Consider the following 14742-nt stretch of genomic DNA (forward strand, 5'->3'; position numbering starts at 1 on the left):
AGGGGCGGCAATGACGATGGCATATAAGGGGGCGGCGTTGTCCGCCGAAGACGAAGCAAAGCGAAAGCGCACCCGGCGCGTGGTGACGGCTTCGGTGGCGGGCAACGCCATGGAGTGGTACGACTTTTTCATCTATGGCACGGCGGCCGCGCTGGTGTTTGGCGAGCTGTTTTTCCCCAAGGGCACGGACCCGCTGCTGGGCACCATGGGCGCCTTCGCGGGGTTCGCGGTGGGCTTTCTGGCGCGGCCGCTGGGTGGCGTGATCTTCGGCCACATCGGCGACCGCTATGGCCGCAAGCTGGCGTTGGAATGGACGCTGGGCCTGATGGGCGCGGCCACCTTCCTGATCGGCCTGCTTCCCACGTACGAGCAGATCGGCTTTTGGGCGCCGGTGGCGATGGTGGTTCTGCGCGTCTTGCAGGGCGCGGCGGCGGGCGGCGAATGGGGCGGCGGCGTGCTGCTGATCAGCGAGGCTGTCGGTGGCAAGCGGCGCGGCTACTTCTCATCGTTCAGCCAACTGGGCGTGGCGGGCGGCTTCGTGCTGTCGTCCGGCGTATTCATGCTGGCGCAGCAATTGCCGCAGGACGCCTTCATGAGCTGGGGCTGGCGCCTGCCGTTCCTGTTCAGCGTGCTGATCTTTGGCGTCGGGCTGTACATCCGCAAGCACATCCCGGAAAGCGAGGAATTCGTGCAGGCCAAGAAGACGGCCAAGCGCGGCATGCCGGCCGTGGAAGTGTTTCGCCGCTACCCGCGTCAGGTGCTGACCGCGATGGGCTTGCGCGTGGCCGAGAACGGCGGTTCGTACATCTTCCTGGCCTTTGCGCTGGCCTACGGCAAGTTCCTGGGCATTCCCAACGACGTAATGCTGGGCGGCGTGCTGCTGTCCATGTTCATCGAGCTGGGCACGCTGGTGTGGTTTGGCCATTTGTCCGACCGCATCGGGCGGCGCGCGGTCTACCTGATAGGTTCGGTGGGCCTGGTGCTGGTGGCGTTCCCGTTCTTCTGGATGGTGCAGACGAAAGAGCCGCTCTGGATTTTCCTGGCCTTCTTCCTGGGCAACACGGTGTGCCACGCCGCCATGATCGGCACCCAGCCCGCGTATTTTGCCGAACTATTTCCTGCGGAAGTGCGCTACACCGGCCTGGCGCTGGGCCACGAGCTGGCCTCCGTGTTCGCGGGCGGCCTGTCGCCCTTGATTGCGATGGCGCTGCTGCGCAAGTATGAATCGGCCACGCCGGTGGCTTGGTTCCTGGTGGGCATGGCGGCCATTACGGTGGTGACCTTGTTGCTGACCCGCAATCCGCCCAGGCAGGACACGGAATGAGCCAGGCCCAGTCTGTCGACCTCGGACCCGACCCCGGCCCCGGCCCCGGCATCGTCGCGGTAGGCGAAACCCCGGCCTTGCGCCACCCCGAGCCCACATGCAGCACGGCGGGCTTGATGGCGCAGGCTATCGGGCAGGCGCTGCGGCAGGTGGGCATTGCGCCGGCGCAGGTGGATGGCCTGGGCGTGGCGTCGTTCACGCTGCGCCCCGACCGCGCCATTGACCTGGCCTGGCGGCTGGGGCTGCGGCTGAACTGGTGCATGCAGGACGAACTGGGCGGCGCCAGCGCCATCAACCTGTTGCGCCAAGCCTGGTTGGCGCTGGAAGCGGGACAGGCGCAAACCATTGTGCTGGTGTCGGGCGACCATTTCACGGGCGCGGACTTTGCCGGGCTGGTGCGTGGCTACAACCGCAGCGCGCAGGAATATCTAAGCCCGCTGGGTAGCGACGGGCCCAACCCGCTGTTTTCCATGCTGACCCAGCGGCAGATGGCGCAAACCGGGCTGCGGCGTGAAGATTACGGCGCCCTGTGCGTGGCGCAGCGTGGCTGGGCGGCCGACAACCCCAACGCGGCCTACCGCCAGCCGCTGACCTTGGCGCAATACCTGGAAGCGCCAATGGTGGCGCCGCCGCTGTGTCGCCTGGACTGCGTGCCGGTCGTCAGCGGGGCCTGCGCGCTGGTGCTGCAAGCGCGGCCCACGGGCGTGCACGTGCGGCTGCTAGCCAGCGGCGCGCGCTACAACCACGACCAGCAGGAAGGCGACGGCTTGCAGACCGGCATTGCTGAATTCGCGGAGGGGCTGTGGCGTCAGGCAGCCGTGGGGCCGGAAGACATGGATGTGGTCAGCGTGTACGACGATTATCCGGCGATGGCGCTGGCGCAATTGCACGACCTGGGCTTTACCGGCACGGAGGACCTGCCGGGCTTTATCGCCCGCCGCATCGCGACGCGCGCGCTGCCCGTGAACACGGCCGGCGGCCAGTTGTCGGCGGGCCAGGCGGGGACGGCGGGTGGCATGCACGGCCTGGTCGAGGTGGCGCGGCAGTTGTTGGGCCAGGCGGACGGGCGGCAGCTGCAAGGCCCTCGGCACGGCGTTGTCACGGGATACGGCATGGTGCAACTGCGCTACGGCATGTGCGCCAACGCAGCCGTGCTGCGCCGGGAGGAATCATGAATCTGCATGTAGATGAACACCGCCGGGATCAATGCCGCGTGGATGAATGCCGCGCCTGTGGCCATCGCGTCTATCCCGCCCGCCTGTGGTGTCCGGCTTGCGGACACGATGAGGCGCGGTCGGTTGCCGTGGACGAAGGCGAACTGCTGGCCTGGACGGTGATGCCGGACAAGGGCAGGGCGGTGCAGCCCGATGCCGGATCTGACTCCCCCAATTCCGCGAATCCCCCTGGTCCGGCTGCTGACCCCAAACCGGTCTTCATCGCGACGGTACGCGCACTGCCCGACGGGCCGGTGCTGGTAGTGCGGCTGCAAGCGCCGCCCGCGCATATCGGCCAGCGCTTACGGCTGTTCGAGCGCCAGACCTCGGGGCGCGCCTTGCCATGGGCAGACTGACCCCCAAAGCCGGCCTCTCGCTTCACTCAGCCGCGCGGATCGATTCCAGCCGCTGCGCCAATGACGCGGTCGACAATTCGCCCACGCGCAGGTCCACCAAGCGGCCCTGGGCATCCAGAAACAGCGTAGCGGGCAGGCCGCGATTGCTGAATTTGCGCGATGCCTCGCCCGCCGGGTCGATCAGTACGTTCTGCAATCCGGGCGCGTGCTCGTCCAGGAATTTCGTCACGTCGCGCGGCGCTTCCGCCTGGTTCAGGAAAACAAAGTTGACGTCCGGATTGGCGGCCTGCGCGGCGGCAAACGCCGGCATTTCGCGGCGGCAGGGCGGACACCAGCTTGCCCACAGGTTGATCACGGTGGGCTTGCCCTGAAAAGCGGATAGCGCGGCGGGGGCGCCGTCCACGTTCTGTACCGCCAAGGCAGCCAATTCGGGCTGCGGCTGCGGCGAGGCCGCCAGCCAGCGTCCGCCGCCCAGCCATGCCACGCTGGCCAGCGCCAAGGCGCCCAACAAGGCCACGCGCGGCGCGCGGTGCCGGATCACGGCGGCAATCGCATAGACCCAGGCGGCGGCCAGCCCGGCCAGGCCAACCCAGCCGCCGTCGCGCAGGTCCAGCATCTTGATCGGGTCGGGCAGGTAGTGGTCGCGATACTGCCAGACGAAGGCGATGCGCGCGGCCAGCAAGCCTATGACCAGCGTCCGCCACAACACCGTGCTCAGCCGTGCCGCGTCCTCGCGCTGGCGATTGAACAGGCGCGCCGCCAGCAGGCCGACCAGGGCGGCGGCGATCAAAATCGCCAGTTCAGTGGGAAATACCAGCGGGCCGATACGGATGGCGGGGCTCATTTCCCGCCCTCGGTCGTGGCCGTGTGCGCTGGCGCCGGCTTGATTTGGGCTTTCGCGCCGTCCTTGATGTTGAATTTCATGTTCGCTTCCCGGATGAAGCAGGCAAGCCTAGCATGGCGCGCGGGCAGGGCCGGGGCGCTTTCCGGCACGGTCTTGCAGTAACGCTAAAATGGCGGCTCGCGGCTGGTTATCCAGCCCTTTTTGCATTCTTTTCCTGCATTTCCCTTCTTTTGCCCCGCGCACCCATCACCATGAAAAAACTGACTGCTGTTTTCCTCGTGTCCGCGACCACGTTGCTGACCGCCTGCGGCCCCAGCGACGACGCCAAGCCGACCGCCGGCGCGCCGGCCGCCGCCAGGAAGGTGGTGGTGGGCCTGGATGACAACTTCCCGCCCATGGGTTTCCGCGACGCCAGCAACCAGATCGTCGGTTTTGACATCGACATGGCCAAGGAAGCCAGCAAGCGCCTGGGCATGGAAGTGGAATTCAAGCCCATCGACTGGAGCGCCAAGGAAGCCGAACTCAACGGCAAGCGCGTCGACGTCCTCTGGAACGGCCTGACCATCACCGAAGAGCGCAAGAAGAACATCAGCTTCACCGCGCCCTACATGGCCAACCACCAGATCATCATCGTGGGCACCGCGTCGCCCGTGAAGGTCAAGAACGACCTGGCCGGCAAGACCGTCGGCGCCCAGGACGGCAGCAGCGCCACCGACGCCATCGCCCGCGACCCCGTGGCCGCCCAGATCAAGGAAGTGAAGAAGTTCGGCGACAACGTCACCGCGTTGATGGACCTGGCCGCCGGCCGCCTGGACGCGATCGTGGTGGACGAAGTGGTGGGCCGCTACCTGATCAGCAAGCGCGCGGGCGAATACCGCGTGCTGGAAGAGAACTTCGGCACCGAAGACTACGGCGTGGGCGTGCGCAAGGACGACACCGAATTGCTGGGCCAGTTGGACAAGACGCTGGATTCCATGAAGCAGGACGGCACCGCCGGGCGCATCGCCACCCAGTGGTTCGGCGCCAACATCATCAAGTAAGCGGCGCGCGAATTCTCTTCAATGGACTACGTACTCTCTCTGTTGGGGCCGATGGCGGAAGGCGCGAAAGTGACCTTGACGCTGTTCTTCATCACGCTGGCCCTGGCAGTGCCCCTGGGCCTGGTGCTGGCGTTGGCGCGCATGTCGAAGTGGCCGCTGCTCAGCAAGCTGGTCAACGGCTATATCTGGCTGATGCGCGGCACGCCGCTCATGCTGCAGTTGCTGTTCATCTACTTCGCGTTGCCCTTCGTGCCGGTGGTGGGCGTGCGGCTGCCGGACTTCCCGTCGGCCGTGGTGGCTTTCGCGCTGAACTACGCGGCATATTTCGCCGAGATCTTCCGCGCGGGCATCCAGTCGGTGGACCGTGGCCAGTACGAAGGCAGCAAGGTGCTGGGCATGAGCTATCTGCAAACGCTGCGCCGCATCGTGCTGCCGCAGATGGTGCAGCGTGTGTTGCCGCCGATGAGCAACGAAACCATCACGCTGGTCAAGGATACGTCGCTGATCTACGTGCTGGCCTTGAACGACATCCTGCGCACCGCGCGCGGCATTGTGCAGCGTGATTTCACCACCACGCCGTTCCTGGTGGCGGCTGCCTTTTATCTGCTCATGACGCTTGTCCTGACGTGGTTCTTCCAGCACATGGAAAAGCGCTATGCCAAATATGACCAATAATCCGCCGACAGCCGCCGCCGCGCCGACGGGCCGGCCCGTCATGATCCAGGCCAGCGCCATCAGCAAGTCGTTCGGCGCCAACCGCGTGCTGGACAAGGTGTCGCTGACGCTCGCACAGGGCGAAGTGGTGGCGGTGATTGGCCCGTCCGGCTCGGGCAAGAGCACGTTCCTGCGTTGCCTGAACCACCTTGAGACCATTGACGAAGGCAGTATCGAAGTTGAAGGCGAGATGATGGCGCGCGCCGGTGACGACGGCCGCAGCCACTACGCCAGCGATGGTGACGTGCGGCGCATCTGTCGCAAGATGGGCATGGTGTTTCAGTCGTTCAACCTATTCCCGCACATGACGGTGCTGCAAAACATCATCGAAGCGCCGATCATCGTCAAGGGCATGTCCAAGGCGCAGATCATCCCCAAGGCGGAAGAACTGTTGCGCAAGGTTGGCCTGCTGAACAAGCGCGACAACTATCCCACGCGCCTGTCGGGTGGCCAGAAGCAGCGCGTGGCGATTGCCCGCGCGCTGGCGATGGAACCCGACATCATGCTGTTCGACGAACCCACGTCCGCGCTGGACCCGGAATTAACGGGTGAAGTGCTGCGCACCATGAAGCAGTTGGCCGACGAACGCATGACCATGCTGGTCGTCACGCACGAAATGGGCTTTGCGCGCGAAGTGGCGCATCGCGTCATCTTCATGGACGAAGGCCGCATCGTCGAGGAAGCGCCGTCGGCGGACTTCTTCCGCGCCCCGCAACAGGCGCGCACTCGGGAATTCCTGGCGCACATGCTTTGAGGCCGCTGGGGCAATAAGGAAAAGAGGGTCATGCCGGCGCGCAATTTCATGAGAAATTGACGCGCCGGTTTCCATAATGGCGGGGACAACGTTGTTCCGATTCCTCTCCGCCTTGAACTCCATGCCCTTTCGGTTTCCCTATTTTTCGCGCCGGGCCTTTCCCGGCTGGCTGGTATTGCTGTGCCTGGCCGTGTGGCTGGCGGCCCTGGCCTGGGCGCGCTGGCTGACCCTGCCCGACGAAGGGCGCTACGCCGGGGTGGCCTGGGAAATGCTGCGCAGCCATTCGCCCATGGTGCCGTTGCTGGACGGCATGCCGTACTTTCACAAGCCGCCGCTGTATTACTGGCTGGCGCAGATCAGCTACGCGCTCTTTGGCGTGCATGAATTCAGTGCGCGCCTGCCTTCGTTAATGGCGGCATGGAGCGCGGGCGCGGGCGTGTACGCCTTCGTGGCGCGCTACCGCAATGTGGCACAGGCGCGCTGGGCGGTCGTGGTGCTGGGCTTGATGCCTTTGTTCTTCGGCGCCGCGCAGTTTGCCAACATGGACATGTTGGTGGCCAGCATGATCACGCTGTGCATCCTGGCCGCGGCCGATACCGCGCTGCGGCGCGAGCAGGGCAGACCGCATCGCGCCATGGCCATCGCAACCGGTGTGCTGGCCGCGCTGGCCGTGTTGGCCAAGGGCTTGATCGGGCTGGCGTTGCCGGGGGCGATTGTGTTGGCATGGCTGTTGCTGCGGCGCGACTGGCGCGGAATCGGCGCCTTGTTGTCGGCGCCGGCGCTGCTGGCCTTTGCCGTGGTCGGCGTGCCATGGTTCTGGCTCATGCAGGCCCGGTATCCCGGCTTCTATCACTACTTCTTTGTCTATCAGCACTTTGAACGTTTCGCGCAAAGCGGCTTCAACAACGCGCAGCCGTTCTGGTTCTATCTGCCTATCGTGTTGGGCCTGGCTCTGCCGTGGACGATCTGGGGCACGGCGATTTTCACGCGCGCGTTCTGGCGCGAGGCCGATCCGCACGGGCTGCGCAGGCTGATGGCGATCTGGATAGCGGTGGTGATGCTGTTCTTTTCTATCCCGCAATCGAAGTTGATCGGCTATGTGCTGCCGGTGTTCCCGCCCTTGGCGCTCCTGATCAGTGAACGGATCGCGCCCGCCTGGGCCGCGGGCAAGCGGCGGGGTGCAAGCATTGCAGTCGTGGCGGCGGCCGTCATCTGCCTGGGAGCCATCATCGCGGCGTCATTCAACCCGCGCGGCAGCGCCGGCCCGACCATGATGGACCTGCGTGGCGAAATGCGGCCGCAAGACACGCAGGTCGCGTTGCATGCCTTGCCGTTTGATCTGGGTTTCTATACGCAGGCGTCCGCGCCCGCCTGGATCGTCGACAACTGGAACGACCCCGAGGTCCCCACGCGCGACAACTGGCGCAAGGAACTGTACGACGCGGCCAAGTTCGACCCTGCTGCCGGTAAACGGGTATTGATTCAAAACGAAGATTTGACGGCGCGGCTTTGCGCGGCGGCCGACGGTACGCGCTTCTGGATCTGGGGCCGCGACGATGACGCCGGGCGCTATCCCGCGATCAATGGCGTGGCGCCGCGCTTGGCCGGCGCCACGCGCGCGGTATGGCGGTTGGATGTGGATGCCGCTTTCCGTCAACGGATGTGTGGCGGCGCGCGCTAAGCGGCAGTGCCCGATTGTCGGCACCCATTGCCGGCATCGATCATCGGCATCGATCATCGGCAATAGAAAAAGCCGGCAGCCTTTCAAGGGCTGCCGGCTCTTTTGTGCCGGCGGCAAGCGCCGCCAGACCTTGACGCTTAGCCGATCGAGGCCAGCACCTGGTTCAGCGTGGCGCTGGGGCGCATGGCCTGGCTGGCCAGGGCTTCGTTCGGCTGGTAGTAGCCGCCGATATCCACCGGCTTGCCTTGCGCGGCCTTCAGCTCGTCGACGATCTTGGCTTCGTTTTCAGCAAACGCGCCCGCCGCTCCGGCAAACTGCGCGGCCAGCGCGCGGTCGTCGGTTTGCGCGGCCACGGCCTGGGCCCAGTACATGGCCAGGTAGAAGTGGCTGCCACGGTTGTCCAGGCCACCGACCTTGCGGTCCGGCGACTTGTTTTCGTCCAGGAACTTGGCGGTTGCCTGATCCAGCGTCTTGGCCAGGATCTGGGCGGTCGGGTTCTTGTACGCGCGGCCCAGGTGGTCCAGGGATTCGGCCAGCGCCATGAATTCGCCCAGCGAATCCCAGCGCAGGAAGCCTTCTTCCAGGAACTGCTGCACGTGCTTGGGGGCCGAGCCGCCCGCGCCCGTTTCGAACAGGCCGCCACCGGCAACCAGCGGAACGATCGACAGCATCTTGGCGCTGGTGCCCAGCTCCATGATGGGGAACAGGTCGGTCAGGTAGTCGCGCAGCACGTTACCGGTGACCGAGATGGTGTCCAGGCCTTCGCGGATGCGCTTGACCGAGAACTTGGTCGCTTCCACCGGGTCCATGATGCGCAGGTCCAGGCCGTTGGTGTCGTGGTCGTTCAGGTACTGCTTGACCTTGGCGATGATCTGGGCGTCGTGGGCACGCTTTTCGTCCAGCCAGAAGACGGCGGGCGTCTTGCTGGCGCGGGCGCGGTTAACAGCCAGCTTGACCCAATCCTGGATGGCGGCGTCCTTGGTCTGGCACATGCGCCAGAGGTCGCCCGCTTCCACGGCTTGTTCCAGCAGAACCTTGCCCGAGGCGTCGGTAACGCGCACGGTGCCCGCTGCCGGGACCACAAAGGTCTTGTTGTGCGAACCGTATTCTTCGGCGGCTTGCGCCATCAGGCCGACGTTGGGCACGCTGCCCATCGTGACCGGGTTGAAGGCGCCGTTCTTCTTGCAGTCGTCGATGACGGCCTGGTAGACGCCGGCGTAGCTGCGGTCCGGAATGACGGCCTTGGTGTCTTGCAGATTGCCTTCGGCATTCCACATCTTGCCCGAGTCGCGGATCATGGCGGGCATGGACGCATCGACGATGACGTCGCTGGGCACGTGCAGGTTGGTGATGCCCTTGTCGGAATTCACCATCGCCAGTTGCGGCAGGGTCTTGTAGGCGGCGTCGATGTCGGCCGTGATGGCGGCTTGCTGGTCGGCCGGCAACGATTGGATCTTGGCGTACAGGTCGCCAATGCCGTTGTTGGCGTCGAAACCGGCTTGCTTGAGCACGGCGGCGTGCTTGGCCAGCACGTCCTTGTAGAACACGGACACCACGTGGCCGAAGATGACCGGGTCGGACACCTTCATCATCGTGGCCTTCAGGTGCACCGAGAACAGCACGCCGGTGGTCTTGGCGTCGTCGATCTGGGCTTGCAGGAAGGACTTCAGCTTGGCGGTCGACAGCACGGCGGCGTCGATGATCTCGCCGGCCTTGACCGGGGTCTTTTCTTTCAGGACCGTCTTCGTGCCGTCAGCGGCGGTCAGTTCGATCTTGACGTCGCCGGCGTCGGCGATCAGGGCCGACTTCTCGGTGCCGTAGAAATCGCCATCGGACATGTGGGCCACGTGCGACTTCGAATCAGCCGACCAGGCGCCCATCTTGTGCGGGTGCTTGCGGGCGTAGTTCTTCACCGACAGCGGGGCGCGGCGGTCGGAGTTGCCTTCGCGCAGGACCGGGTTCACGGCGCTGCCCTTGACCTTGTCGTAGCGGGACTTGACGTCGCGCTCGGTGTCGTTGGCGGGGGCGTCCGGGTAGTCGGGCAGCTTGTAGCCTTGCTCTTGCAGTTCCTTGATGGCCGCCTTCAGTTGGGGCATCGAGGCGCTGATGTTCGGCAGCTTGATGATGTTGGCTTCGGGCTTGACCGCCAGCGCGCCCAGTTCAGCCAGGGCGTCGGACAGCTTCTGGCCGTCTTCCAGGTAGTCGGGGAACAGGGCGATGATGCGGCCGGCCAGGGAGATGTCGCGCGTCTCGACCGTGATGCCCGCGGGCTTGGCGAATGCCTGGACGATGGGCAGCAACGAACGGGTTGCAAGCGCCGGCGCTTCATCGGTGAGGGTATAGATAATCTTCGGAGTAAGAGACATGATCCTTGAATCTGTTCGGCGCATAGCGCTTTCGGCGCAAACCCGAACATGCTAAGCGGCGTACGCCGGTAGATGTTGTCGAGAGTGGGTTCGTATGGGCAGATGCGGGGCAGGACTCCGGATCCACTCACTTGGCAGCGCCCGTCCTTTATGTAATGGCCCGGTTGCCCGGTCATCCTGGAAGGTGCGGCTGCCACGAAGGCGGTATTGTAATACCGCGACACGCTTGACGCGCAGGGAAATCACCGATAAAGCCTGCGTTATGGACTCGATATCGCAGCAATACGGCTTCGATATGGCTTTGAGATGGGGTTTTGGCCAAGCATTCAGCAGGCAGGCGGCCGCGCGATTTGACAAATTTTCGCGACGCGCGCAAGCTTGCCGCCATGAATTTCGTCGCCGTCCGCATTGCGCTGATTATTACCATCATTCCGAAAATGGTGGGTTAGCGCGCGACCGCAACAGTCACAGCCACCCGCCCCACGAGGCGGGTTTTTTATGGCCGCCTCTGCCGGGCAAGTCTTCCCAACGCAGAGAAACCCCCCATGCAAACCGCCACCCCCGACACCGCATTCCAGCACGGCAACGCCTCGCCCATGGCGTACCTGCGGCAGATCCTTAGCGCCCGGATCTACGACATTGCCCGGGAAACCGAACTGGATCTGGCGCGCGGCTTGTCGGCGCGGTTGGACAACACGGTCTTCCTGAAGCGCGAAGACAACCAACCGGTTTTTTCCTTCAAGGTACGCGGCGCCTACAACAAGATGCGCAACACGCCGCAGGCCGCGCTGGACCGGGGCGTGATCACGGCGTCGGCCGGCAACCACGCACAAGGCGTGGCCATTTCCGCCGCGCGGCTGGGCGTGCGCGCCATCATCGTGGTGCCGCAGACCGCGCCGCAAGTGAAGGTGGACGCGGTGCGCGCCCATGGCGGTCCGACCGTCACCGTGGTGCAGGCGGGCGATTCCTACAGCGATGCCTATGCGCATGCGCAGACGCTGGCGCAGCAGCAAGACCTGACCTTCGTGCCCGCATTTGACGACCCCTACGTCATTGCGGGCCAGGGCACCGTGGGCATGGAAATCCTGCGCCAGCATGCCGGGCCGCTGCATGCGGTGTTCGTGCCGATCGGCGGCGGCAGCCTGGCCGCCGGCGTGTCGACCTATGTGAAGGCGGTGGACCCGTCGGTCAAGGTGATTGGCGTGCAGACCGTGGATTCCTGCGCGATGGCGCAGTCCATCAAGGCCGGCCAGCGGGTCAGCCTGGCTGAAGTGGGGCTGTTTTCGGATGGCACGGCGGTCAAGCTGGTGGGCGAGGAAACCTTCCGCCTGTGCCGCGAGTATCTGGACGAGATCATCCTGGTGGACACCGACGCCGTGTGCGCGGCGATCAAGGACGTGTTCCTGGATACGCGCAGCGTGCTGGAACCGGCGGGCGCGCTGGCGGTGGCGGGTCTTAAGCAGTACGTCGAACGCGAAAACGCCCAAGGCCTATCGATGGTGGCCATCACGTCGGGCGCCAACATGAATTTCGATCGCCTGCGTTTCGTGGCGGATCGGGCCGAAGTGGGCGAAGCGCGCGAGGCGGTGTTCGCCGTGACCGTGCCGGAGGAACGCGGCAGCTTTCGCCGCTTCTGCCGCGTGATCGGTCAGCGCAGCGTTACGGAATTCAACTACCGCATTGCCGACGCGCACACCGCGCACATCTTCGTCAGCATGCAGATTGCTCGGCGCGGCGATGCCGGCGAGATCATGGCGGCGCTGCAAGAGCAGGGCTTTTCGGTCAGCGACCTGACGCACAACGAAGTGTCCAAGCAGCACATTCGCTACATGGTGGGCGGGCGGTCACCGTTGGCGGGCGGCGAACGGCTGTTCCGCTTTGAGTTTCCGGAACGCCCCGGCGCGCTGATGAAGTTCCTGTCCGAGATGGCGCCCAACTGGAACATCAGCCTGTTCCACTACCGCAACCAAGGCGCGGACTTCAGTTCGGCGCTGGTGGGCATCCAGGCGCCGCTGGCGGATAACGCGGGCTTGGACGCCTTCCTGCGGCAACTGGGCTACGCGCATTTTGAGGAAACCGAGAACGAGGCGTATCGCCAGTTTTTGATCTGAGCAGGCGGCGGGCTCAGCCCCGCTTGCAGTGCGCCTTGGCCGGCAGTGCCGCGCCGGGCTTGAGCTGCAACGAGGCCCGGCCCGCCGATTGCGCGAATTGCAGCGTGGCGGCGCGCCAGCCGGGCACATCGTCGAACAACACGGCGGGTTTGGCCGACGACGGATACCCCGGATCGGGCCGGTTGTATTCAATGGTGGGCAACGTCAGGCACGTGTCCTTGAGATCCAGGCGCGCCAGTTCGCGGCCGTCGCGTAAACGCACCGCGCGAAACGCCAGCGGCGTGTCCACGAATTTCACGACTTCCGGCACGATCCGCAGGTCACCCTGCGCGTCCTTGACGCGCGTGGCGGGCTGCACCACCACCACATCGCGGCCTGGCGGAATGGCCAGGTAGGCTACGTCGCCATCCACATCCAGCAGCTTGCCCGCGCCCAGATTCTGCGCCTTGAGCGGCGCGTGGCGAATCATCACCGTTTCGCCCCACGTGGTTTCCACGCGCGTCCAGCCCGGTAGCCGCGCGGCTTCAAAACGGGTGGCGGCCGGGCGGTTGCGTTCGCGCTGGTCGGATAAGGCAAGCGGCTTAACACGCAGCGCGCCGTCAATTACCTGCAAGTGCGCCAGCACGGTGTTGGCGCTGCCGCTGGTGAAGTAGGCCAGCACGGCGTCGGTTTCCAACACCTTGGCATTGCCCGCGCAGAAGAAGGCGTTGGCGTCCGGGTGCTTGCCGTCGGGATACAGCAGCCGGCCGACGTCGCGGCCGCAAAGCTTGTTGCCCTGAAAGTTAATGGTGGTGGTGCGCGTGTGCTGACGCTGACCGGTGTTCCAGTCGCCGTGGCTTGAGGTGGCGACGTCCACCACCAGGCCATGGCTGTCATAGAGCACGGCGGCATACGCCGGGGCGATTGCGAGGCCAAGGAGCAGGCCGAACAGCAGACCGAACAGCGGGCTCATGCGTGATGCCGGGAGGCGGCTTCGGGTCATCGGCGGTTTTCCCTGGGATGGATGCAGGGGTGAATATATACCGCGTGCAAGGGCCTCGGGACGGCGTGGCCCTTGCGTGATCGAAGAAAATTCAGTTGGTTTAAAGAATGTTATTACATTACAATTGCGACCCGATTTCCTTGTATTCCAGGCTGCATCATTCGATGCGCCGTCCGCTTCATGCCCTCAATGTCTATCGCCGTACCCCCCCAGACCCACACCCCGCGCCTGCGTTCCATCGACGCCTTGCGCGGCCTGGTCATCGTCATCATGTTGCTTGACCATGTGCGCGAAACCTTCTTTTTGCACCATCAGGTGAGTGACCCGATGGACGCGGCGGCCACCGACCCCTTCCTGTTTTTCTCGCGCTGGCTGGCGCACCTGTGCGCACCCGTGTTTGTCTTCCTGACAGGCGTATCCGCGTGGTTGTACGGCGCCAAGGCCGGCAACCGGGGCGCCACGGCCGCGTTCCTGGCCAAGCGTGGTTTGTTCCTGGTGCTGCTGGAAGTGTTGGTGGTGAACTTCGCCTGGACGTTCCAGTTCCCGCCGTCCGTCGTCTACCTGCAGGTGATCTGGGTGATCGGCCTGAGCATGCTGGCCCTGGCTGCGCTGCTGTGGCTGCCGCGCGCGGCCCTGGTGGCGGTGGGCGCGGTGCTGGTGGCGGGTCACAACGCGCTGGACGGCGTGCACTTCGCGGTGGGCGAGTTCATGCACGTGCCTTGGGCCGTGCTGCATGACCGGGGTTGGATCAACGTGGGCGAGGCCTTGCGCCTGCGCACCTCGTATCCCTTGCTGCCCTGGATCGGCGTGATCGCGCTGGGTTACGCGGTGGGGCCGTGGTTCCAGGCCAAGGTGCCGGCGGCGGCCAGGCAGCGCTGGCTGTGGACGGCGGGTATCGCGGGCCTGATCGGTTTCGTGCTGCTGCGGGCCGTCAACGGCTACGGCCAAGCCCAGCAATGGGCGGTGCAGGCTGACCTGCTGCACACCGTGATGAGCTTCGTGAACATCACCAAGTACCCGCCGTCCTTGATGTTCCTGCTGCTGACGCTGGGCCTGGGTCTGTGCCTGCTGGTGCTGATTGAACGCGCGCAGTCGGCTACATGGGTGGGCGTGCTGTGTGTGTTTGGCGCGGCGCCGATGTTCTTTTATCTGCTGCATCTGTACGTACTGAAGGCCTTGTATCTGGCGGGCGAGGGCGTCTGGGGCTTGAACCAGGGCAAGTTCTTTGGCGTGGACAGCATGGCCAGCGTGTGGCTGATATCGGTGCTGCTGGCGGTGGCGCTGTATTGGCCGGTGCGTTGGTTTGGCCGCTTGAAGGCGGCGCGCCGCGATATCGCCTGGCTCAAGTACCTGTGA

At 65.0% G+C, this 14742-nt stretch carries 13 protein-coding genes; 10 read left to right on the forward strand and 3 right to left on the reverse strand.

Features of this window, described 5'->3' with window-relative positions:
• Window positions 1–10 precede the first annotated feature (10 nt).
• From P8T11_RS04430 to P8T11_RS04440, 3 genes are read left to right on the forward strand one after another with little or no spacing between them, the layout of a single operon-like run.
• A complete protein-coding gene (locus P8T11_RS04430) occupies window positions 11–1324 on the forward strand; it encodes an MFS transporter (RefSeq protein WP_268078080.1) in 1314 nt (437 codons plus the stop codon).
• Window positions 1321–2499 carry a thiolase family protein gene (locus tag P8T11_RS04435; protein ID WP_268078079.1) on the forward strand — a complete coding sequence of 393 codons (1179 nt, stop codon included), beginning with the start codon at window positions 1321–1323 and terminating at the stop codon, window positions 2497–2499. The genes P8T11_RS04430 and P8T11_RS04435 overlap by 4 nt, the downstream gene beginning before the upstream one ends.
• A complete protein-coding gene (locus tag P8T11_RS04440; protein ID WP_268078078.1) occupies window positions 2496–2894 on the forward strand; it encodes a Zn-ribbon domain-containing OB-fold protein in 399 nt (132 codons plus the stop codon). Before P8T11_RS04435 ends, P8T11_RS04440 begins: the two co-directional genes overlap by 4 nt.
• Before the next feature lie 22 nt (window positions 2895–2916).
• On the opposite strand, the gene P8T11_RS04445 is transcribed toward P8T11_RS04440, so the two are convergent.
• Complete coding sequence (locus P8T11_RS04445) at window positions 2917–3738, reverse strand: TlpA family protein disulfide reductase (protein ID WP_268078077.1); 822 nt, start codon at window positions 3736–3738, stop codon at window positions 2917–2919.
• A gap of 251 nt (window positions 3739–3989) precedes the next feature.
• Between P8T11_RS04445 and P8T11_RS04450 the strand changes: the two genes are divergently transcribed.
• The 4 genes from P8T11_RS04450 to P8T11_RS04465 all read left to right on the forward strand — a co-directional run bounded on the left by P8T11_RS04450 (window position 3990) and on the right by P8T11_RS04465 (window position 7927).
• On the forward strand, window positions 3990–4778 hold the full coding sequence (locus tag P8T11_RS04450; RefSeq protein WP_268078076.1) for an amino acid ABC transporter substrate-binding protein: 789 nt from the start codon (window positions 3990–3992) through the stop codon (window positions 4776–4778).
• Window positions 4779–4799: 21 nt separating this feature from the next.
• Window positions 4800–5453: an amino acid ABC transporter permease gene (locus P8T11_RS04455; RefSeq protein WP_268078075.1), complete on the forward strand. Its 654-nt coding sequence runs from the start codon at window positions 4800–4802 to the stop codon at window positions 5451–5453.
• A 40-nt stretch (window positions 5454–5493) separates the two neighbouring features.
• Window positions 5494–6246 (forward strand): amino acid ABC transporter ATP-binding protein, encoded by a 753-nt coding sequence (locus tag P8T11_RS04460; RefSeq protein WP_268082450.1) that lies wholly within the window; start codon window positions 5494–5496, stop codon window positions 6244–6246.
• 121 nt (window positions 6247–6367) lie between these two features.
• Window positions 6368–7927 (forward strand): ArnT family glycosyltransferase, encoded by a 1560-nt coding sequence (locus P8T11_RS04465; protein WP_268082449.1) that lies wholly within the window; start codon window positions 6368–6370, stop codon window positions 7925–7927.
• Between the two features lie 137 nt (window positions 7928–8064).
• Here P8T11_RS04465 and P8T11_RS04470 read toward each other — a convergent pair whose 3' ends face one another.
• Window positions 8065–10293, reverse strand: coding sequence for an NADP-dependent isocitrate dehydrogenase (locus P8T11_RS04470; RefSeq protein WP_268078074.1), 2229 nt, complete (start codon window positions 10291–10293; stop codon window positions 8065–8067).
• A gap of 314 nt (window positions 10294–10607) precedes the next feature.
• On the opposite strand from P8T11_RS04470, the gene P8T11_RS04475 reads away from it, so the two are divergent.
• Window positions 10608–10742 carry a hypothetical protein gene (locus P8T11_RS04475; RefSeq protein WP_268078073.1) on the forward strand — a complete coding sequence of 45 codons (135 nt, stop codon included), beginning with the start codon at window positions 10608–10610 and terminating at the stop codon, window positions 10740–10742.
• A gap of 96 nt (window positions 10743–10838) precedes the next feature.
• Window positions 10839–12404: a threonine ammonia-lyase, biosynthetic gene (gene ilvA, locus P8T11_RS04480; protein WP_268078072.1), complete on the forward strand. Its 1566-nt coding sequence runs from the start codon at window positions 10839–10841 to the stop codon at window positions 12402–12404.
• Window positions 12405–12417: 13 nt separating this feature from the next.
• On the opposite strand, the gene P8T11_RS04485 is transcribed toward ilvA, so the two are convergent.
• Entirely contained in the window at window positions 12418–13356 is a 939-nt protein-coding gene (locus tag P8T11_RS04485; RefSeq protein WP_268078071.1) for a hypothetical protein, read from the reverse strand.
• A 210-nt stretch (window positions 13357–13566) separates the two neighbouring features.
• Between P8T11_RS04485 and P8T11_RS04490 the strand changes: the two genes are divergently transcribed.
• Complete coding sequence (locus P8T11_RS04490) at window positions 13567–14742, forward strand: DUF1624 domain-containing protein (RefSeq protein WP_418910250.1); 1176 nt, start codon at window positions 13567–13569, stop codon at window positions 14740–14742.

The sequence above is a fragment of the Achromobacter spanius genome (assembly GCF_029637605.1).
Classification (GTDB): Bacteria; Pseudomonadota; Gammaproteobacteria; order Burkholderiales; family Burkholderiaceae_B; genus Achromobacter; species Achromobacter spanius_E.